Raw genomic sequence first — 22,466 nt, 5'->3', positions numbered from 1 at the left:
TACAGATATAGCTGTTCATAATTGTGTGTAATACCCTCTTACTTGAGTATTCACAAGTGAATTAATTCATTTAAAATCAGCAAAAAAATCACAAAAAAACACCGAGACTAAAAATATCTAAGAAAAATAACGGTCTCGGCTATGTCTACCGAAGTAATCACCCAAACTTGATATTATACCCACGTTAAACAAACTAATTTTCATAACTCAGATAGAATTGCTATAGTAAGCACTAGTACATAAATATTGATGATCTTTGAACTCTAGATGACTAAAGCTTATTTTCACATGTAGATTTCGACCATCTTGAGTTAGGTGAATAGATTCAAAACTGGAAGAGTCTTTTTGTCTAAGTTCCTGCCATTGTGAGTGCCAAGTTTCTGCGGGAAAATTTGGATCGATATCGTGAACAGTCATGGTCAGCAATTGTTCGCGAGAATAGCCTAAAATCCGGCAAGCCGCTTCATTTACATAAACCAACTGGGCATTTGAATTAACAAAAAAAATTGAATCTTTAAACCTGTCTAAATAAAATTGGCTTAACCGCAGTGCTGATTCTGCTTTTTGGCGATCGCTAATTTCCTGTTGCAAAAGTATATTTTGCTCAGTAAGTTGTTTTTGTAGCCTCCGGATAGTCAAGTTATTTTCTACACGGGCAAAAACCTCTTCTTCACTAAAAGGTTTGGTAATATAATCTACCCCTCCAACTGCAAAAGCTTTAACTTTGTCAAATACTTCATCCAAAGCGCTAATAAAAATTACCGGAATGTCGCGGGTTTTTTCCGACGCTTTCAAGTGTTGACAGACTTCATAGCCATTCATTTCTGGCATCATAATGTCAAGCAAAATTAAATCGGGCGGCGCAGCTTGTGCTGTTTTCAAAGCTGTTTGCCCGTTAATCACTCTCCGAATTTCATACCCAACCTGAGTTAGCATGGCAGATAAAAGTCGCAGATTATCAGGCGTATCATCAACAACAAGAATGTTTGCTTTTGGTAGCTGAACTTGATGGTTATCCATATTTATTAGAACTAATTTATAAAAGTAAATATTAAAAAGTCTTAGAGAAAAGAAGCTATTACCATGACTTTGCATAAAGAACATGAGCAGAGTACAGATGTCTAAAAACCCATTTATATAGCCACGCTACAGCTTATACTAAATCGTCTCACCTCTTAAGATTCACTTTATAAATCATTTCTTACGGTTGTGTTAAATCAATAACTTTATCAATCCGAAAGTTATTAACCCAATCAGACAGAGTGTTTACCAAAAGAGCAGATTCTTCAGGAATTTGCTCAAGCAAGCTAAAAATCAGCTTTTCATCAGTACACAGTGCTGCTTGGTGTAGCTGTGTCACCCACTCAGTGGGCATCTGAGCCAGCATCTCTTCTAATGATAAAAGTTTAAGGTCTGAATTTTCGGCAAATTCGTCTTTTTGGAGGGGTTTCTCTTCATATACATAACGCACCCCCAAATATTTAGACATCATATTCAAGATTACTTCCTCTCGGAAGGGCTTACGCACAAAATCGTTACAGCCTGCCGATAAAACTACAAAACGTTCCTCATCAAAAGCACTAGCAGTTAGAGCAATGATGACAGTAGCTTGACCCTTTAAAGTAGCTCTGATTTGTTTAGTGGCTTCATACCCATCCATCACAGGCATTCGCATATCCATCCAAATCAGTTGTGGTTCCCAAGCTTCCCAAAGGGTCACACCTTCTTGACCATTTTCAGCGTGACGTACCTCGAAGCCGAGGGATACCAGCATCTTGACTAGGAGTTCGCGATTTTCCCATTTATCTTCAACTACTAAGATTCGGTATTTTGGTTGATTAGGCTCTAAACCAATTACTCGTCGTTTTAGCTGTCGAATCGGAGCTTCAGCTACTTCTGCTAGGCTAATTTGGAGATCGAAAGAAAAAATCGTTCCTTGGCCCAAAGTACTGCTAACAGTAATACTTCCTCCCATTAGATGCACAAATTGTTGGCTAATGGTTAAACCCAAACCTGTTCCTTGCTGAGATTTCTGACCTGCTTCTGTTTGGACAAAGGGTTTAAATAACTTTTCAATTTCAGCAGGTGTAATCCCTGTCCCGGTGTCTTCGACTTCAAAATGAAGCCAGAAGAATGAGGGGTGGGAGTTTTTTATTACTTGTGCCCCCTCTTGCTGCTGTAGTTTACTTTCTTCCTTCATCCTAACTCGCAAACTAACGCCGCCTTCTTGAGTAAATTTGACAGCGTTACCAAGGAGGTTAATCAAGATTTGACGCAATTTACTTTCATCTGTGTGCACATATTTAGGAACTTCAGGCATACGCTCAAACATCAACTGTAAACCTTTGGATTCTGCTTTGAGTTGAAACATCTCTTCAAGTGAATCAAGTAGAGTGTACAAGTCAAAGCTATTATTGTTTAGTGTTGTTAAACCCGCCTCAATTTTGGACATTGATAACACATCATTAATCAAGGTCAGCAAATGTTCTCCACTGCGACTGATAATTTCTAAATGTTCCAACTGGGAAGCATTAATAGAGGAATCGCGGGTCATTAGCTGAGTGAAACCAAGAATACTGTTAAGAGGAGTACGAAGTTCGTGGCTCATGTTTGCGAGAAATTCACTTTTGGCACTGTTAGCAGTTTCGGCTTCTTTGGCTTTTACCTCCAATCTATGGCTGTAATTCTCTAACTGTTCGCCAGAGATTTTTAACTGTCGCGTTAGCCAAGACACTCCAATCAAGAGAAATCCCATTGATAAGAACCCCACTAGCATCATCGTCCCTGCCAATCGACGAGCCGGGGCAAAGGCTTCTTCCTGGTTCATCTCCACCATTAAGGCAAGGTCTTGGTCATTGAGCCAGCGATATACTCCAATTACTAGCACTCCGGCATAGTTTGGATAAAGTCCCTGGTCGCTAATTCCACTCATTGCTGCATCAATGCCTTGGCTGCTAACTCCTTGAGGAAAGTCTGGTGTTTTGTCTTTCTCTTTAGAAATAAAAGCGTTTTTAGTTACTAAAGAACCAACTAAATAAGTTTCGCCACTCTTTCCTAAGCCTGTACGTTCCCGCACAATCTGATCTATTCGGTCTAAATTTAAATCAGCTAAGAGAACGCCTTGGCGTACCTTGGCTGCGTCACGTAGAGGTGTTGCAAAAGTAACTGATGGCTTGCCAGTAATAGGTGAGACATAAAAAATGGGGGCAAAGGAGTCTCCTGGTTGAATCTGTTCAATATAGGTAATATTAGCTGAAATTTCATATTGACCTTCACGCTGTTTGTTAGTAGATAAAATAATCCGATTGCTACGGTCAAGAATGGAAATTTCTCCCAGGCTTGGCTTGATTTTAGCCATATTTGCGAGGTAATCTGAGAGAACTTTGTAAGCTTTACGATAATCTGCATCGGAGGCTTTGGAATTTAAAAGTATTTGAAAATTCCTTTGTACGTCTGGAAACTGAGTGACTAAGAGAAAGTCGCGTTGTTGGTCTTCAAACCAACGAGTAATTTCTTCTTCTTTAAGAGTGGCAGCAGCACTAAGTCGTTCAAAAGCAGCTTGCTTTAAAGCTTCCCTTGCATTGATGAAGGCAAAGCCTCCTACTACACCTACAGTCATCAAGGATAGGAATAAGAAGGAACTGGCAACTTTAATAGTTAGGTGCTGATTCCAGAACTTCATATATTTACAAATTGTTTCTTTTTTTTAAAGATATTTCTCTTTTTTCCTATTCATGCAGACAGCTTACTTCTTTAGTTAATATACAGCAGTTTTCTTTTGCATGAAATATAAAGCTATGAGTTTTGAGGCAGGAGATAGAACTCTTTATATCTAATTTTGAGTCCTGCATTTTGTACCTTACTTACTTGGAAACTGCTGTAAATAATGATTGATTACCATTGAGCAAAAATTTGTTTGATCCGCTTAATTGCTTCATCACTTGCTTGCTCTGGAGAAAATTTATCTCCAATTATTCGATTCAGAGCTTTTCCCCAGATATTCTCCTCTAAAACTACGCTGTATGCTGGGTTTTGCACATAATAAAACAGCCGGGTTGAACCTTCAGTCACGGTCTTGACCGCAGTTGAGACGTGTGGGTCAGTTGGATCTTTCCAAAACGGGTCTTGCCAAAGTGTTTTTATGACTGGTAAATTACAGCCTCCAGCAGCTTTCAGATACTTACCTATCACCTGTGATTGGATGAGATATGCAAGAAAATCCAAAGCTTTTTTCTGTTGCTGGGAATTGGCGAACAAAACTGCTTGTCTAAGTGTGAGTAGATAACGCATTGGCTGGCCGTTGGGTTTGTTAGGAAATTTTAAGATGCCAAGCTTATGACGATAGGTGTTGGCTACAAAAGTTAAAAACAGCTACTTTCCTTGGGTTCAGGGGCTTCATATCCTACTTGACTATTTTATCGACCAAGAAGAAGACCGCATAGGTGGGGATTTAAATTTCTGTGCTTACTATAATGATGGACAAGAAATAAGCGAACGGTTTGCTTATTTTCTTAAACAGGCTGATCGAGCTGTTTCTCATTTACCACATAAGCACTTTCATCGAATGATTAATCGAGCTTTATTAGGTGTTTATCTGGCTGATGAAAAAGTTAACGAACAAAAAAATATCAAAAAAACTGCAAAGAAAATTCTCCGTTCATGTGGCGGTTCATCACTCTTTTTTCTGTGGAATGTTATGATTATGGCTCGGATTCGGTATCGAAAAATCTTAGCATAAGTAGTTTGATGTATTAAACGATATAACTAACTAGACATTGGTTATAGATAACCAATCATATCCATCATCTGAAAGTTCAATATAAGTTTGTTATTTATTACTTGTCTAAAAAATAAGAAAGCAATTCATGAATCTGTAAAATTATTGGTATCCTTTTGAAAAGATGTTCATGCATAAAAACAAATTTTAATTAGATAAGGATAATTTGCTCATGTCTAAAATTGTAGTGCTTGGGGCAGGCCCAGCAGGGTGTTCCGCAGGTTATCACTTGGCTAAAAGCGGGCATCAAGTCATGCTTATAGATAAAGACTGTTTTCCGAGAGATAAGACTTGTGGAGATGGAGTCAGCCTTGGATCGGTTCAAGCATTATCCACAATGGGAATATATCCACAGGATATCAAACGTTTAGCCTCTGAGTACGCTCAAATCGATGGGTTTCTGCTCGGAGTTTCAAACGAGATTAGCCATCTGTGTCCCACTGAGCTTAAAGGCTATTGCATACCTAGATTTGTATTCGATAATCTTCTTTATGAAAAAGCAATCAATGCAGGGTGTGTGGCTCGAACGCAGAGGATTAGCGATATTGAACGCTATCACCAAGAACTTCATAGTGATTTTGATTACATAATAGATGCACGCGGTGTCTATGCAGGAGAAGCCAATGCGATCGCAATTAGAGCTTACTGGAGTATAAGAGTGGCAGATTTTCCCAAAACCTATCTCTCAAAAGCTCAAATTTACTTTGATAAAGCTTTTGGGGTTAATGGATATGGTTGGATATTTCCCGTAGCGGTAGACTCAGAATTAGTCAAGCTTAATGTTGGTGTGGGAGTGTGGCTAGATGAATATCAAAAGAACAACACAAACATTATTCGGCTTTTTAATGAATTTGTGCAGCGTAATCAGGCTACAAAAGAACTCTTAAGCCTAGTAGTTAGTCAGCAACAACCTAAAGCTTATCCCTTAGCTACTGCAAAACGAGCTAACACAGTCAGCTATGGCAAGGTTTTCAAAATTGGTGATGCTGCTAATCTGACAGATCCTTTGACTGGTGAAGGAATTGCAAATGCTATTCTCAGCGGCTTATACGTGACACAAGCGATTAATATGAGTACTAGTCCAGAATTAGCGTCTGAAAATTGGCAGCGTCTTTATCAGCTGTACTTTGAGCCAGACCTCGATGCTGGTTTACAGATAAAGTCTTTTAGGAAATTCTCATTTATAAATAAGTTATTAATCTGGCTGATGAATAGGAATAAGCCATTTGCAGAGCAGGTAACTTATACATTTGCGGGCTTAATTCCTTATAAAAGGCTACTTCCTTGACTCACGTGATGAAGCCATCATTTCTCTTCAAAATCTCCCTTGCATTTCAGTATTCGGCATCATAATACACAACAATATTCTAGTAGCTAGTACATAACACATAAACTGTTACTTGACGAACTGTACTGTAATAGCGATCGCGCCGTCTGAGCATTGCGCCTTAGGAATCGTTCATAAACCAAGTATTTCATCTACTGAATAAGACTATTTAGTTAATAACCTTCCTAAAGGCTGACTGTTCTTTATTTTTGCTTTGTCCGTAGGCAGACGATATCGATACATAAAAAGAGTAATATTTATTTGCTCTCGCTAAAAGGCTTGTGTGGATTTCATCCTAGCTGGTTGAAGCCGTGTTTCTTTATGAGTTTGGTAAGTAGTAATTATGCGTTGGCAAATAGGTCGTCGGAGTACGAATGTTGAAGATCGGCGTGGGATGAAGATTTCCGCTCCTGTCGTGGGTGGAGGTATTGGAGCAACACTCATATCGCTACTGGTTTTACTATTGGGTGGCGATCCGAGTGTTCTTTGGCAACAAGATTCTCCACCAAGTGATAGCCCGATAGCTGAGTCACCTCAAACAACAGGGTCTCAAGCTCAAGATCAAATGGCGGATTTTGTATCTGTTGTACTGGCTGATACAGAAGATACATGGAGTGAGTTGTTTCGGCAAGACGGAGAAACTTATGTAGAACCAAAGTTAGTTCTTTACTCAGGAGCGGTGGAGTCTGCTTGTGGATTTGCACGTTCAGCAGTTGGGCCATTTTATTGTCCGCGCGATCAAAAGGTATATATTGATTTGAGTTTTTACCGCGATTTGAAGACTCGATATCAAGCACCTGGAGATTTTGCTCAAGCGTATGTGATTGCTCATGAAATTGGGCATCATGTTCAAAATTTACTTGGGATTTCGCAGCAAGTTCAAACCTTGCAGAACCAAGTGAATCAGACACAAGCAAATCAGCTTTCTGTGCGATTAGAATTACAAGCAGATTGTTTTGCAGGCGTTTGGGCAAATCATGCTCAACGCTCACGGCAAATTCTGGAGACAGGCGATATTGAAGAAGCATTGAACGCTGCTAGCAGTATTGGAGATGACCGCTTGCAAAAACAATCTAGAGGCTATGCTGTGCCAGAATCTTTTACACATGGTAGTTCAGCCCAAAGGGTTCGTTGGTTTAAACAAGGTATCCAAACGGGCGATCCTCAGCAATGTAATACTTTTGCTAATAAAAACTCCTAACACATTTTCAAGAGACGAAGAGTTTTGCTTTGATTTAGGTTAATAAAAAGACAAAACTCTCTCAAGTTATAGATGCATCCTATGCTGTGGAGGATTTTTTGATTCTACTAGGTAAACAAATTATTAGAAAAATCAGAAATTTTCCGCTCTTTACCTAATTCCCTGTCCCTTTTACTTAGAGAGAAACAACTCTTAAGGTTATCTTGTTAGTAGATAAATAGTCTTAGAATAACAATGGCAAACATGGATAACACGAACAAAGCTGATAATACTAAAAATAATTTGGATCAGGAGACAATAGAGACTAAAACTGATATGCGTTCATCATCTAACGAACTGATAGAGATAAATAAAACAATTAATATAGATGGTCAGCGTCCAGTTGATCCAAGTGACATTCAAATTAAGGAAACAATTAATATAGATGGTCAGCGCCCAATTGCGAAGGATGAAAACCATTATGATAAAACAATTAATATAGATGGTCAACGCCCGATTGCTAAGAGCGCTTTTCAAGAACATGACATGCTAAATGTAGACGGTCAACGTCCAATTGACCCTAGTGATTTAGAGGTTGAGGACATTTTTGAGATAGACGGTCAACGTCCGATCGCTAAAAGTAATTTTCAAGTTCAGGATACTCTAGAGATAGATGGTAGTCGCCCAATAGTTTCAGATAACACTGTTGATTCGGAAATACCAACAGATTATGTAGACTAAAATCACGACCTTCTTATGTCTATTAGCGATGGCAAAGACCTTGGCACTTGATATGACCAGTCCTAATTTTTGCGGCATAGCCTAGCATAATGTCATCGCTAGGTTCATTATTTGATGATATGGCACGCCGAGGGATCAAGGATATACGTATTTTTTGGGTAGTTGCTCTTTTTCCCTTGTTAGGGCCATTAATATATCTGTGTTTACGTCCTTCATTACCAGAAAGTTTTTATTTAAAAGAGCGTGACACAACAGTAAATAGCCCGTTATGGCAATAACTTCAACCTAATCAGAAAGTTTTTCCGCCCATTAGGGACGGGGTATGCACTAATGACCAATACAACTCTTGGAGAGACTGCACTTCGACATGGTTCGACTCCCTTCCCTACGGGACGCTACGCGTAGCTTGCTTCCCCGGAGGGGTACGACTGCGCTCAGGGCAAGCCGCTCACCAGCCGCTCGCCAAGGTTTACCTCGGCATCGCCCTTCTCTACGAGAGGCTGCGCTCAGAACAGGATCGGCATGAGTCGCTCAGTACAAGTGACTAATGACTATTTAATCAAGTCTAGGGCGATATCTGACGACAAGCTGCCTTTAGCATATATAAGGACGGAGTAAATCGACGGTAAAAAACATCAAGCGGATTAAAGGTGATTTTGCGGGTCTTTTTCGCTATCGAGTTGGTAACTGGTGAGTTGTTTATCAGGTGGATGAAGAACAGTAGCTAATTACTATTTTACTGGTAGCCCATCGGAGCAATGTATATCGGTAAGTGTGTGGTGTGTCTCAAGTATTAATGTGGATATAGGGACAGCACAACAACTTGCATTACAGGAAATACTGATGGAACGTTCAAAATTAATTGCCATTCTTACAGGTGCGATTTCTGTCATTTTAGCGATCGCCTACCTCATCCTAGTCCAACTCCTAGACTACCGGGACATGAAACCCGCCCCCATTAGTCAAGTTGTCTCGCCACCTGCTATTACTATCTCTCACTGGCCGGTTGACAAAATCACACAAATATAATTTGCATCTAGTCGATTTGTAGAGAAGCAATCAATCGCGTCTTTTGTCATTTATATAGCGTTTCCTAACCAAATGAGTTACCTCATAGCCCCCTCCTCGCAAGCGGGGAGGGGGTTGGGGGTGGGGTTCTTTCACCTCACAAGGGCCAATAACCGCTATATCAATTGATAAAACTAATGATAACTATTGATTCATCCCTCACTCAATGCATAAATAAGAATAAATACCTATTATTCATTGCTTGAATAGTTCATTATATAAGAAATAATTAGAGTTGTTATCTCAAATTTATTTAGTTAAATAATTCCATTTGGACAGATATAACGGTAAGCTATTTCTAACAAAATTAAGCAAAGATAAATTTGCCTTACCTGCAATCGCTGGGTAACAGGGATCAACGCCAGTTGATTTAAAACCCATAATTTTTAATGAAAATCTAGAGGTAAGTTGATGGCTCAGTTTCTACTTGAGACTGTTTGGCTAGTTCCGTGCTATGCCTTAATCGGTGGCTTGTTAGCCGTACCTTGGTCGCCGGGGATCATTCGTCGCACAGGGCCAAGACCGGCGGGTTATCTAAACTTGGTGATGACATTTTTGGCGTTTGTGCATAGTGCGATCGCCTTACAAGCAACTTGGAATCAGCCACCCCAAGCAGTATTTATTCCTTGGTTATCTACGGCTGGTTTAGACCTCACCATTGCTTTGGAAATATCCTCGGTGAGTGTCAGCGCTTTGGTTGTGATTACTGGCTTGAATTTGCTGGCGCAGATTTATGCGATCGGCTACATGGAAATGGATTGGGGTTGGGGACGCTTCTATTCCTTATTAGGATTATTTGAAGCGGGATTATGTGCCCTTGCTTTGTGTAATAACTTGTTCTTCAGCTATGTAATTCTGGAAGTCCTGACGCTGGGAACCTACTTACTAGTCGGCTTATGGTTTAGCCAGCCCTTAGTAGTCTCAGGTGCAAGAGATGCTTTCTTAACCAAACGGGTGGGAGACTTATTCTTGCTGATGGGCGTGTTGGCATTATGGCCCCTCGCCGGAACTTGGAATTATACAGAATTAGCTGAGTGGGCGACTACTGCGAACGTTAACCCGACAGCAATTGCACTTGTAGGTTTAGCCTTAATTGCCGGGCCGATGGGTAAATGTGCCCAGTTCCCTCTGCATCTGTGGTTGGATGAGGCGATGGAAGGCCCAGTTCCCAGTACAATTTTGCGGAACTCGGTAGTAGTAGCTAGTGGTGCATGGGTGCTGATTAAATTGCAACCTGTGTTAAGCCTGTCGCCCATAGTTTCCTCCGCTATGGTGGCGATTGGGGTAGTGACAGCGCTAGGTGCTTCTTTAATTGCGATCGCTCAAATCGATCTTAAACGCTGCCAATCCTATTCTGTCAGCGCATACATGGGTTTAGTATTCATCGCCGTGGGAACGCAACAATATGAAGCGGCGCTATTGTTAGTCCTCACTCACGCCATATCCGCAGCCTTGTTGGTGATGAGTACCGGGGGAATTATTTGGAATAGCATCACTCAAGATGTTACCCAATTAGGCGGATTGTGGACACGTCGCCCGATTTCTGCGATCGGCTTTATCATCGGTACTTTAGGATTAATTGGTTTTCCACCCTTGGGTAGCTTTTGGGCGTTGATGCAACTAGCAGACGGATTGTGGGAAACACAACCTTGGTTAGTGGGAGTAGTGATAGCGGTAAATGCTTTAACAGCCGTAAGTTTAACCAGAGAATTCGGTTTAGTTTTTGGTGGTAAAGCTACACAAATGAGCGAGCGATCGCCTGAAGCACACTGGCCAATGATTTTACCAATGATGATTCTACTTGGCTTCAGTCTACATCTTCCTTTAGTGTTGCAAAGCTTATCACTTTTACCCGATTGGGTAACTCTAAATAAAGATGTCGCACTACTTTTAATTTGGTCGAGTATTTTCGGTTGCAGTATAACTGGCGTGATTTATTTAGGCAATATTCCTAAACCGATTCGCCTCCCTTGGCAAGGTTTACAAGATTTACTGGCATACGACTTTTACACCCCCAAACTCTATCGGATGACCATTATTTTCAGCGTTGCCAAAATTTCCCAAATTGCCGATATGGTTGACCGCTTTGTAGTCGATGGCATCATTAATTTCGTGGGTTTATTTTCGCTCTTAGGTGGCGAAGGTCTCAAATACAGCACTTCTGGACAAACCCAGTTTTATGCCTTAACTGTTCTTTTAGGAGTAGGCGTTTTAGGAATGTGGGCAACTTGGCCATTTTGGGGAGTGCAGTTTTTAAGTTTGATTTTTCAAATTTCGACACTTGGGTAGCAGTAACTATCCTACTAAAAGTTAACAGTTTAATATTGTGAGGATAATTCCATGAGCATACAACGTCCCCAGATTAATTTTTCCAGAAGAGGTTTATTCAAGTTTGGTGCAGGTGCGATCGGTACAGGTGTATTGACAGCCGGACTTAGCTCAAACTTACTTGCAGCCGAAAAAAAAGCCCCAGCAGAAGATAATATTACTCCCGATAAAGCACTGCAAGAGTTATTATATGGAAATGAAAGGTTTGTCAAAGCAAAACGTCGCAGTCCCAACCAAACCTATTCACGTTTAGTCGAAGTTGCCAAAGGTCAAAAGCCTTTTGCTTCTATTCTAGGCTGTGCAGATTCACGAGTGCCTTCAGAGATTATTTTTGACCAAGGACTTGGAGATTTATTCGTCTGCCGTGTAGCTGGTAATATTGCCACGCCAGAAGAAATTGGTAGCCTAGAATTTGGTAGTTTAGTATTAGGTTCCAAAGTCATACTGGTAGTAGGACATAAAAGATGTGGTGCGGTAGATGCTGCAATCAAAGGCGCTCAAGTACCAGGACAAATTGGCAGTTTGCTTGAGGCGATTAAACCAAGTGTAGAAAGTTCAAAAGATCAACCAGGAGATAAGCTAGAAAATGCTTGTAAAGCAAATATTATAGCACAAGTTAAAAAATTGAAATCCTCGCCAGTTTTATCTGAGTTAATTAGTACAGACAAGCTGAAAATAGCTGGTGGTTATTACGATTTAGATACTGGCAGAATCACTAGAGTCGTTTAGCTTTTTAAATCTCGTTCCTAGTTTCCGGCTAGGAATGCTAATTCGTGAGGCAAACCCTCACGAATTCGCGGCAGTAGTACAATAACATGCGTTTTCAGCCGGAAACTGGGAACGAGGAAAATTTTCTAAAATCCCAAATTACCATGTTAAGTGTTTTGATTTGGCTCCCAATTTTAGCCGCTGCTCTCATAGCAATATTACCTGTAAGTTTTCCTAAATATCGCATTCGTTTAATAGCATTAATCTTTTCCGGGATAGTTCTCTTTTGGAATCTTTTTATACTGCTAAAATTTGACATTAGCAATCCTGGAATGCAATTTCAAGAGTATTTACCTTGGAATGAAACCCTTGGCTTGAGCTATGAATTAGGTGTTGATGGGCTTTCTATCTTGATGTTGGTGTTAAATAGCCTGCTCACCTGGATTGCTATTTACAGCAGTAGTCAAGAAACTGAACGTCCCCGGCTGTTCTACTCCATGATTTTATTAGTTAGTGGAGGAGTTGCAGGTGCTTTTTTAGCAGAGAATTTGCTGCTATTCTTCCTGTTCTACGAACTAGAATTAATCCCTTTCTACTTACTAATTTCCATTTGGGGAGGAGCAAAACGGGGTTATGCTGGGATTAAATTCCTGATTTATACTGCTGTTTCGGGAGCATTAATTCTGGCAACATTCTTGGGTATGGTGTGGCTGAGTGGTTCTACCAATTTTGCTTTTGATGCAGTCTCTACAGACAACCTGTCAACAGCAAAACAAATCCTTTTACTAGCAGGAATAGTGTTAGGTTTTGGGATTAAAATTCCCTTAGTTCCCTTCCACACTTGGCTACCAGATGCTTACGTTGAGGCTTCAGCGCCAATTGCCATTCTTCTCGGTGGCGTGTTAGCAAAGCTGGGAACTTATGGATTGCTGCGATTTGGGTTGGGTATGTTTCCCCATACTTGGAGTATTATTGCACCGACTCTGGCAATTTGGGGAGCAGTCAGCGCCATCTATGGGGCAGTAATTGCGATCGCTCAAACAGATATCAAGCGCATGGTAGCATACAGTTCCGTCGGTCACATGGGCTATATCTTGTTAGCTGGTGCTGCTAGTACTCCCTTAGCACTCGTTGGTGCAGTCGCCCAAATGTTTAGCCACGGTATCATTTTGGCGATTCTCTTCCATCTGGTGGGAGTTGTAGAAGCCAAAGTTGGTACGCGCGAGTTAGATAAACTCAATGGTTTAATGAGTCCCATACGCGGTTTACCCCTAATTAGCGCCTTACTAGTTTTAAGTGGGATGGCTAGCGCAGGTATTCCCGGTTTAACAGGATTTATCGCGGAATTTATTGTCTTTCAAGGTAGTTTCTCTGCCTTCCCCATTCCAACAATTTTGTGTATAGTGGCTAGTGGCTTAACCGCAGTTTATTTTCTCATCCTCCTCAACCGCACTTGTTTTGGCAGACTCGATAACATCGCCTACTATCCCAAAGTTCTTTGGTCTGAGAAAATACCAGCTTTAATTTTGGCAGCCTTTATCATCTTTTTGGGAGTACAACCCACTTGGTTAGTGCGTTGGAGTGAATCCACAACTACAACAATGGTAGCTGCAATTCCCCCCTTAGAAAAAACCGTAATCTCTGAAGTAGCGCTGAAATAGGAAATAGATCAAAACACTTGTAGAGACGGCGATTTATCGCGTCTCAAAACCTATCCTCTAGACGCGATAAATCACCTCTCAAAATCTATTTCTCCAGACGCGATAAATCACCTCTCAAAACATATCCTTAGACGCGATAAATCGCGTCTCTACAAATTGACGATTACCATGACAGCAATTAAAACAGCAATTAAATTACCTCCTTCCAAGCACGAATTTGCTGAAGTAATCCATCGCTTAGAAGCAGGCGGTGCAATGTTACCCGATACTCCAGAAAATTTGATGCAAATCATCGGTTTATACAAAGCTTATGCTGTGCCGATGGATTTTTACTGGCGTGACCTACTTTATATTGCCGAACAAGAATTTTTAAACCCGCTTCCCTTCTTTAAATACTTCTTACCCAAAGAGTATTTAGAACTGCATAATCATTACGCTGGCGATGATGCCGATTTGCGAATTTGGCGCGGCGAAGCTACTGCACATCCAGAACTTTTGGCATTTATTGAAAAGGGTGAAACCTTCAAAATGCCAAAGTTGTTGCATCACTTGTTCCACGATCGCATTAACATGGAATTTGCGGAAGCTTGTATGCGGGCGATGTTGTGGCACAGAGGGATGGGTGGACAATTTGACCCTTACCTAGATTCTGAAGAATACAAAGCCAACGCTGACCGGGCAATTAAAGCTTACTTCCAAGGCAACCCTGTAATGCTGGGACTTTACAAGCTGTTCCCAGATATGTTTTTGGAACAGTGCCGCCAGATGTCATACTACGCAAATCTGGGCTTATTCTGGGAAGTCATGGCCCCAGTGTTCTTTGAAATGTCCGACCGCTATGATGAAGGCACTATTAGCAGCGTCCCAGAGGCGATGAGCTTCTTAGTTAATGGTATATTTGCGATCGCAGGTCGTCCCATTTACCATCATGTTTATATTCGTGGCGAATGCTACGAAATTGTCCCCAAATCCAAGGGTTTCATGTGGCTATACGAAGCTGCATTACCCTATGTAGAAGCAGTTTTCTATCGCACCGCACCCTTCCGGGGGACAAAATCTTATAATGCCCAAGCGCGTCAAGTGCCAGAAAATCAGAAAGACTTTCACTATGGCATTCTTTACGCTGATGTATTCCCCGTCGGTACTGCTGGCATTCCCCCCACCTTGTTAATGCAAGATATGTTGCATTTTTTGCCACCATATCTTGTTGATTATTACAGCCAACATTGTCGGGGTGAAGAAGATATGTTGATTCAGTTGGGAGTGAGTTTTCAACGGTCAATGTACTGTGTCACTTCTGCGGTAATTCAAGCCTTGCGAACTGCACTTTTATATCCTTTAGATGATCCAAATCCTAAGCATTTACAAGCCAATCGGGATTTTTTTGAGATGCAGCTAAATCGCTTTACTCGCCCCGAATATAATATTCGTGATGCTGCTCGTTTGGGGAGTATTCAAAGTCAAGATTATAGATAAGAGATCCTCCAACCCCCTTAAAAAGGGGGGCTTTTTTTTACTCATGGGGGATCTTATTACTACTAGTCAATCTATATTCTTATTAACTAGATAAGACTCCTGCAATACTCGTCAATTCCATAATTTTTTCAAACTGAAAATCATGAGCTAAATTCTTGATAAAATTTTGTAGCACCGCATTTTCTGAAGGGATTTGCTCAATCAATTCTAAAATCAGGTCATCACTGCATTGGGCTGCGGCAGTATACACCTGTTTCACCCATTCCGGTGACATTTCAGATAATAAAGGAACTAAATCCGTAAGCTTCAAGATTGATTTTGTGCCTTGTTGTGTCGCATCTGCTATTTGATAGCTTTCTTCTTGATAAACATATTGAACTCCTAAATATTCGCTCAATTTTTCTAATAATTGTTCCTCGCGGAAAGGCTTGTTAATATAATCATCACAACCCGCTTTGATCATGGCCTCTCGTTGTTCCTCAAAAGCATTAGCAGTTAAGGCAATGATAATGGTTTTACAATTTTGTATTTGTGATTTGAGATTTTCGCTTGAGGTTTCTTCTCTAACTTTAATAATTCTTGTGGCTTCGTAGCCGTCCATAATTGGCATCCGCATATCCATTAAGATTAGGTGTGGTTGCCATGTCTGCCAAAGTGCGATCGCTTCGCTGCCATTTGCTGCTTCTTGTACTACAAAGCCGATAGATGTCAGAATTTTCACTAGCACTAAACGGCTGTCTATGGAGTCATCAACAACTAAAATGCGGTATTCGCTTTGATTGGGCGCTAAACTAATAACTTGGCGTCTAGTTTGCTTAATCTGGATTTCGCTAGCTGCGGCGAGACCAATTTGAATATCAAAAGCAAATTTACTTCCCTTACCAATAGTGCTAGTGACGCTAATATCTCCTCCCATTAGTTGCACATATTTGCGGCTAATTGCTAAACCTAGCCCTGTTCCCTGTTGCGATTTCCTTCCGGTTTCAGTTTGCCCAAAAGCTTCAAACAGCAAGTTAATTTCTTGTGAGGCAATACCGCGACCAGTATCTTGTACCTCGAAAATTAGGAATTGGGCACTTGTACTGAGCGGAGCCGTTGGCGCAGCCTCTCCAAGAGTTGTATTGGGCACTGGGCATTGGGGATTAATTATTCTCCTCTGCTCCCCTGCTCCTCTGCCCCCCTGCTCCCCTGCTTCCCAGTCCCCAGTTTCCATCCCCACCCGCAGCGTTACCCTCCCAGTATCGGTAAATTTGATTGCATTTCCCAGGAGGTTAAGCAAAACTTGACGCAGTTTACTTTCGTCAGCTTGGATGTACTGGGGAAGGTGAGATGTATATTCAAATACTAATTCTAATCCTTTGGAGGTAGCGCGGAAGCCCAACATCTCTTCGAGGTTTTCCAAGAGGCGAATTAAGTCAAAACTGTTGAGATTTAATGTGATTCTGCCGGCTTCAATTTTAGACATTTCCAAAATGTCGTTGATTAAGTTGAGGAGATGTTCGCCAGCACGATTGATGATTGCTAGATTTTGCTGATGTTCAGTGGATAAAGCATGATCGTGGCTCATAACTTGGGTAAAACCAAGGATGGCGTTGAGTGGGGTACGCAGTTCGTGGCTCATGTTGGCGAGGAATTCACTTTTGGCACGGTTGGCAGTATCAGCAACGATCACAGCTTCTTGTAATGCTTGTGACTGCCTTTGAGTTTGCGCTAGCAATTGTGCCTGCTGTAAAGCAACACCCAACTGATTACCAATTTGAACTACAATGTTGATTTCTCCTGGTTTCCATTGGCGGGGATCCGAATTTTGATAACTCGCCAATAATCCCCAAAGCTGAGTACCATACAAAATGGGGACAATAATGTAGGCTTTTGCCTGAAAGCGCTCTAAGAGGTTGATATAAGCAGGATGAAACTCAGCGTTATAAATGTCTGGAACACAGCGGAAACCTGCACCTGGGGTTGCTTGCAGATAAGGATCTTCCAACTGGTTATCCACGCTATCCAAAATTTTCGCTAGGCAGCGCCCATCTTGTAAGACACCTTCTGTGAGATCGGAGTGATTGTTGTGTTCTTCTATTAGAGAAATCCAACCGTTACCCACCGACTCGGAAACAAATTCGCCATTCCAGTGGGGATTGAAACGATAGACAACAACCCGATCGCAGTTGAGTACTTGCCGTAATTCTTGGGTTGTAGCCGCAAATATAGTCTCTAAATCCAGTGTTTGGCGCATCCTTTGAATCACTTGGGCGATCGCTCTTTCTCGTTCTGCACTCTCACGCAAGGCTTCTTCTGCCAATTTTCTTTCGGTAATATCTGTAATTGTACCGATGTAGCCTTTAATTTCTCCATGTTCGCCAATTTCAGGCAATGCTTGAGCAATTACCCAGACAACTGCGCCATCAGAATGTAAGAAGCGATACTCACAATTTGACGGGACTTTCCCTGCGGCTGCTTCATACCATAAACTCAGCACGCGATCGCGGTCTTCTGGATGTAAAGCATTTGTCCAACCTTTCCCCAAAGACTCTTGTAGAGAAAGTCCGGTAATCTGAGTGCAGCGCTGATTTAAATAGAACCAATTGCCATCTATATCTGCGTAAAATATACAAACTGGTGAGGCTTCTGCTAAAAGTTGATATCGCTGCCTACCTTCCTGCAAAGCCAGTTCTGCCAGTTTAGCATCGTTGATGTCTGCCCAATAACCAACACATTCCATTGGGTTACCAGCTTCGTCACGGATTAACCTCATCTTTTCGTAAAACCAGTGATAAGTTCCGTCAGCGTGTAACCAGCGGTATTCGTAGGAGCTGTATTCTCGTTCAATAAGCTTATTAAATTTCCCCAAGATGAGTTCAACATCTTTTGGATGGACGCGATGGAGCCAGAAACTAGGATTTTCGAGAAATTCCCGCGCTTCGTACCCAACCATTGCCTTAACGTTCTTACTAATAAAGGTAGTGCTAAAATCTCCTGAGTTTTTTTTGCTGCTATAAATGACCACAGGGCTAGAAGTGAGCAGATATTGCAGACGTTCGTTAGCTAAACGCAGTTCTTGTTCGACAAGTTTGCGATAGCTAATTTCTACTAGAACAGTGCCTATACCAGAGGGGCGATCGTCTTCACCAGGTATGGGAAAATAAGAAGCTAAGAAGTGGCGGATAATATCTGGTTGTTTAATTGATGCGGCGCTTAATTCCTGATTGAGAATGGGTTGACCAGTCAACAGAACCTGTTGATAGATTGGTTCTACTAAGGGGGCGATATGGGGTAAGACTTCATGGATGGTTTTGCCAATATGATCTTGCTGGGGTAATCCATTAATCTCCGCCAGCAGTTGGTTGATTTGCACAAACCGCAGCTGGTTATCTACAATATTCATGCCAACCGGAGCACTGCTAAAAAAGGCATTGAGGCGAGCTTCTCTGAGTGCTAGTTCTTGTTCTAGGGTTTTGCGCTCAATCAACCCACCCAACTGAGCAGCAACTGCACTGACTAGCAAGAGCAAACGTCTATCTACCAATACTGAGCTACGTTTAAAAAACACTAAAACAGCTAATACTTGCTTCCCAGCTAGGATGGGAACACCAAAACCAGCTTTTAATCCCACCTTTGCTGCTTGTTGCGATCGCAAAAAAACTGGTTGTGTAACTTTAGATACATCTTCTATCCATTCTGGTTGCTGGCTTTGCCAAACTCTTCCTGTTAGTCCCAATCCCAGAGTAAATTTCACAGTTTGGCTTTGGCGACAGAATTCTGCTAAACTGCTCTCCTCACTATACCAGCCGAGACTGTGTTCTAAAACAGTCCCATCTTCATTAGGTATCCATGCTTCACCAAAATCCCAGCCAATGGTATGACAAATTAAGCGCAAGACGACTGCTAAGGCACAGTTGACATCATTGGCGCGAGTGATGGCTTGGGTTGTCAATAGCAGCAAACGGCTTTCATTTTCTGCCTGCTTGCGTTCGGTAATATCTTTTGCTGTGCCCAGTACGTACCATTGCCCATCAATCTCGATCATTTCCGCACTCAACAGGGTTGTCCTGATTTCTCCTGTTGAAGTGCAGACATCAATTTCATAATTGCGGATGGCTTTTGTTTCTTGTAGGATGTTGGTGAGGAAATTATATTCTTCTGGATTCACCCAAATATTCAATTCTTGATCGGTGCGATCGATGACCTGAGATCGAGAATAACCAAAAAACCGACAAAAGCTGTCGTTAACTTCGATGTAGCGGTTGTTGGGAAGAGTAATTAAGGCAATTGGATCAGGAGATGACCGAAAAGCTGATGCTAATTTTTCTTCAGAAGCCCGTCGCGCTGCTTCTGCGCGTTGGCGTTCTTTTGCCTCCAGCACCAAAGATACTAAATTTCCCAGAGAACGAGCGAAATTTTGGTCTTCTAGCGTCCAATGATGAGTAACTCCCACTGCCTCCAGACATAAAACTCCTACGGTCTTTCCCTCCAGCCTGATGGGTGTATCGAGTATAGAGGTAATGCTTAATCTTGAGTAAAACGCAGAAAATTCTCTAGTTCTGGGATCGGTATGGGCATCATCTGCGGCGATTGGTTGGTCTTGCTGCAAAGCTGTAAAATAAACTGGATAGTCTGCTGCTGATAAGGAAAGTCCTTCACTATGTTGATTGCGACTGGCCTCAAATAGATCAAAACACTGGATTTTCATGCCTGTTTTGTCATACAGCCAGATACTAGCTCGTTCCATCCCAATATTCTTGACAGCTGTTTCTGTGATTTTACTCAAAGCTGTTTTTAAGTCACCCTGATAAAGCGTTTGATTTTGTGCTAATTGTGTTAGCACAAAATTATCATTGCGGAGCTTAATCGTGCTTTCTTGGAGTAATTTTTCTACTCCTCGACGCTGTGTAATATTACTAGCAGTGCCTGTCATACCTATAACCACACCCTCTTCATTGCGTAATGCGATCGCATTAAACATTAGATAAAGTAAAGTACCATCTTTAGCTACACAGCTAGTTTCATGTTGGAAAATAGGCTTTCCCTGAAGAACACGCTCAAAGGCTACTTTATCCTGAGCAACTTGTGTAGGCGAGATGAAATCAGTCAAGGCACGCCCGATCATTTCTTCGGGTTCGTAGCCATAAATCTGCTTGACTGCCGGGTTAACAAAGGTAATTAGTCCATCAATATCCACCGACCAGATCATATCCTGGGATGTCTCTACTAAGTGGCGATACTGACTTTCACTCTTCTTCAGAGCAGCTTCGACTAAAAGGCGATCGCTTTGGTGAACTTGTCTACAAAAGTCTTTGTCAATGCTAACCGGAATTTCTTTAAAAATCTCTTCTATTTGTCTGTTACGAATATTTAACTCAACTGCAACCCGTTGATGTTCTTTAATTTCCTGTTGCAGTTGGGCATTTTTTTCTTTTAACTGTTTTTTCAGCTTTTGGAGAGTAAGTTGATTTCGTATACGTAATAAAACTTCTTTAGTTTGGAACGGTTGATTAATATAGTCAATATCGTCTAAATCAAAGATGTTTGCTTTTTCAGCTAATTCATCTAAAATACCGAAAAAAATAATCGGGATATCTTGAGTTTTCTGGTTAGCTTTCAAATGTTGACAAACTTCATATCCATCCATTTTTGATATGAGAACGTCTAGCAAAATCAAATCAGGGGGAGAAGTCAACGCTGTATTGATTGCCAATTGTCCAGAAAGGGCACTTTGCACCTGATAACCTTGGTGTTGAAGGATGTCTGATAAAAAATTTAAATTCTCTAGCTTATCATCAACTAATAAAATTTTTATTTTTTGAGCATCCATACCAGTTACTAAGTTAATTGTCAATCAGGAATAAATTATTGAATCAAACTGAACATGAAATCAAAAAGCAAAACTCTGTTAGTTACAAGATTGTAAATAAAATCATCGTCGCTTACCACTATACTTCGGCGCAGGGTGTAGAGTATTGGTATCAAAAAGAAAGGCAAGAGGTGAAGCAATGCGATCTTCTTCCTACAGCCCTTCTCCTAAAGGACGCGCTACGCGTAGCTTGCTTCCCCTTAGGGGTATGGGCATCCTACGGCATCTCCCATAAGAGACTTCCAAATAAAAAAATAATCAATCGCAGAGTGAACAGGGGGAGCAGGGGAGCGGAGGAGGGTTCTTATATAAATAAATTCCGGCGTTGCATAGTTGGGGGATGATTTAGCAACTTCCAAAATTCTCCCCCTGCTTCCCCCGCTTGCCTTAATTCATCCCACTGTTCTGCAACGCCGGAATTTGGCCGTTGCAGAACAGTGGGATGATTTTGGAACTTGCATAAAAATAATCACCATGTCTTCGTTTCTTTGCATCTTTGCGTCAGTTTCAATCATCCCCTTATTCAGCAACGCCGTAAAAAGTTGGTAGAGGAGGAACGCCACGACCAGTTGAACTTTTCTGTATTTGCTGTTTTATCCAAATTATTGAGTATCAAACTATGAAGAACACACTAAGTTTTGTATGCATACATTTATTGCTAAATAATGTAAAGACTATGCAAAAAAGTGTATTAACATCTAACTAGCTATGTTAATATGTAGTAATTGTAGGGTTATTTAGATGTTCCTTATTTTCAAGCTAAACACCCACGGGCAATAGCCCACAAAAACGGTATAAAAATATCTTTCCTTATTCCCTGTCAACTGTTGCCTATTTTCAAGATAGTAGGACTTACGCATTGACAAAAAACCAAATATGAAATGTAGGTTTTAAGAATTCAAGCTTCATTTTTCGTCGCTTGTTCACAGATTTCTATTGAACAAAGATGATTAAAAAAGCCTGAGAATGACTGATTTTTCGGAATACACACCCTTGTAAAACAGTACAGTACCTAAGGCTAGCCCCTTCAAGGTGATTGGTAAAATCTGCACCAACAGCGGTACTCCTCTCGGAGAACCCACAGATTAGCCACTGTTCCGAACTTTCTCTGTGCCTATATGGTTCAAAAGTAATTTTTTTAACTTTTTTAGGCGGATAGTACACATAGTAAAAAGCAATTCTTGTCCAAAAATTTTATCCACCTTGAAAGGGCTAGTACAATGTGCCGGAAGTTTGCCCAACCTTGTCTGGTTAATTGAGATAGTAGGTGGATTTACGCCATGCTGTAATTGCCCGACGTATTAGCTATGGGACTCGCACACCAGAAGGCAGTTTAGCTTATTGCTCTG

13 protein-coding genes are annotated in these 22,466 nt (G+C 41.2%); 9 read left to right on the top strand and 4 right to left on the bottom strand.

Translation table 11 applies throughout. From position 1 onward, the window contains the following. Positions 1 to 207: 207 nt before the first annotated feature. The 3 genes from RM347_RS30015 to RM347_RS30005 all read right to left on the bottom strand — a co-directional run bounded on the left by RM347_RS30015 (position 208) and on the right by RM347_RS30005 (position 4,290). Positions 208 to 1,020: a response regulator gene (locus RM347_RS30015; RefSeq protein WP_322715612.1), complete on the bottom strand. Its 813-nt coding sequence runs from the start codon at positions 1,018 to 1,020 to the stop codon at positions 208 to 210. Positions 1,021 to 1,201: 181 nt separating this feature from the next. After that, entirely contained in the window at positions 1,202 to 3,682 is a 2,481-nt protein-coding gene (locus tag RM347_RS30010; protein WP_322715611.1) for a hybrid sensor histidine kinase/response regulator, read from the bottom strand. 212 nt (positions 3,683 to 3,894) lie between these two features. Further along, positions 3,895 to 4,290: a hypothetical protein gene (locus RM347_RS30005; RefSeq protein WP_322715610.1), complete on the bottom strand. Its 396-nt coding sequence runs from the start codon at positions 4,288 to 4,290 to the stop codon at positions 3,895 to 3,897. 58 nt (positions 4,291 to 4,348) lie between these two features. Between RM347_RS30005 and RM347_RS30000 the strand changes: the two genes are divergently transcribed. The 9 genes from RM347_RS30000 to RM347_RS29960 all read left to right on the top strand — a co-directional run bounded on the left by RM347_RS30000 (position 4,349) and on the right by RM347_RS29960 (position 15,266). Beyond that, the gene (locus RM347_RS30000) at positions 4,349 to 4,738 is read left to right on the top strand and encodes a DUF2600 family protein (protein ID WP_322715609.1); all 390 of its coding nucleotides are present in this window, start codon (positions 4,349 to 4,351) and stop codon (positions 4,736 to 4,738) included. A gap of 211 nt (positions 4,739 to 4,949) precedes the next feature. Beyond that, positions 4,950 to 6,065: an FAD-dependent oxidoreductase gene (locus RM347_RS29995; RefSeq protein WP_322715608.1), complete on the top strand. Its 1,116-nt coding sequence runs from the start codon at positions 4,950 to 4,952 to the stop codon at positions 6,063 to 6,065. Positions 6,066 to 6,447: 382 nt separating this feature from the next. Further along, the gene (gene ypfJ, locus RM347_RS29990) at positions 6,448 to 7,305 is read left to right on the top strand and encodes a KPN_02809 family neutral zinc metallopeptidase (RefSeq protein WP_322715607.1); all 858 of its coding nucleotides are present in this window, start codon (positions 6,448 to 6,450) and stop codon (positions 7,303 to 7,305) included. 243 nt (positions 7,306 to 7,548) lie between these two features. Further along, positions 7,549 to 8,025, top strand: a complete 477-nt coding sequence (locus tag RM347_RS29985) for a hypothetical protein (protein ID WP_322715606.1) — start codon at positions 7,549 to 7,551, stop codon at positions 8,023 to 8,025. Between the two features lie 843 nt (positions 8,026 to 8,868). Beyond that, complete coding sequence (locus tag RM347_RS29980; protein WP_322715605.1) at positions 8,869 to 9,054, top strand: hypothetical protein; 186 nt, start codon at positions 8,869 to 8,871, stop codon at positions 9,052 to 9,054. Between the two features lie 450 nt (positions 9,055 to 9,504). Beyond that, positions 9,505 to 11,382: an NAD(P)H-quinone oxidoreductase subunit F gene (locus tag RM347_RS29975; protein WP_322715604.1), complete on the top strand. Its 1,878-nt coding sequence runs from the start codon at positions 9,505 to 9,507 to the stop codon at positions 11,380 to 11,382. 51 nt (positions 11,383 to 11,433) lie between these two features. Further along, a complete protein-coding gene (locus RM347_RS29970; protein ID WP_322715603.1) occupies positions 11,434 to 12,150 on the top strand; it encodes a carbonic anhydrase in 717 nt (238 codons plus the stop codon). Positions 12,151 to 12,293: 143 nt separating this feature from the next. Then, entirely contained in the window at positions 12,294 to 13,790 is a 1,497-nt protein-coding gene (locus RM347_RS29965; RefSeq protein ID WP_322715602.1) for an NADH-quinone oxidoreductase subunit M, read from the top strand. A 168-nt stretch (positions 13,791 to 13,958) separates the two neighbouring features. After that, positions 13,959 to 15,266: a CO2 hydration protein gene (locus tag RM347_RS29960; protein ID WP_322715601.1), complete on the top strand. Its 1,308-nt coding sequence runs from the start codon at positions 13,959 to 13,961 to the stop codon at positions 15,264 to 15,266. A gap of 82 nt (positions 15,267 to 15,348) precedes the next feature. Here RM347_RS29960 and RM347_RS29955 read toward each other — a convergent pair whose 3' ends face one another. Then, positions 15,349 to 21,078, bottom strand: a complete 5,730-nt coding sequence (locus RM347_RS29955) for a PAS domain S-box protein (protein ID WP_322715629.1) — start codon at positions 21,076 to 21,078, stop codon at positions 15,349 to 15,351. Positions 21,079 to 22,466: the final 1,388 nt, after the last annotated feature.

It is taken from the genome of Nostoc sp. ChiQUE02 (assembly GCF_034531305.2).
Lineage (GTDB): Bacteria > Cyanobacteriota > Cyanobacteriia > Cyanobacteriales > Nostocaceae > Nostoc.
Note: the sequence above shows the minus strand (reverse complement) of the source record. Positions and strands in the feature narration are given on the sequence as shown.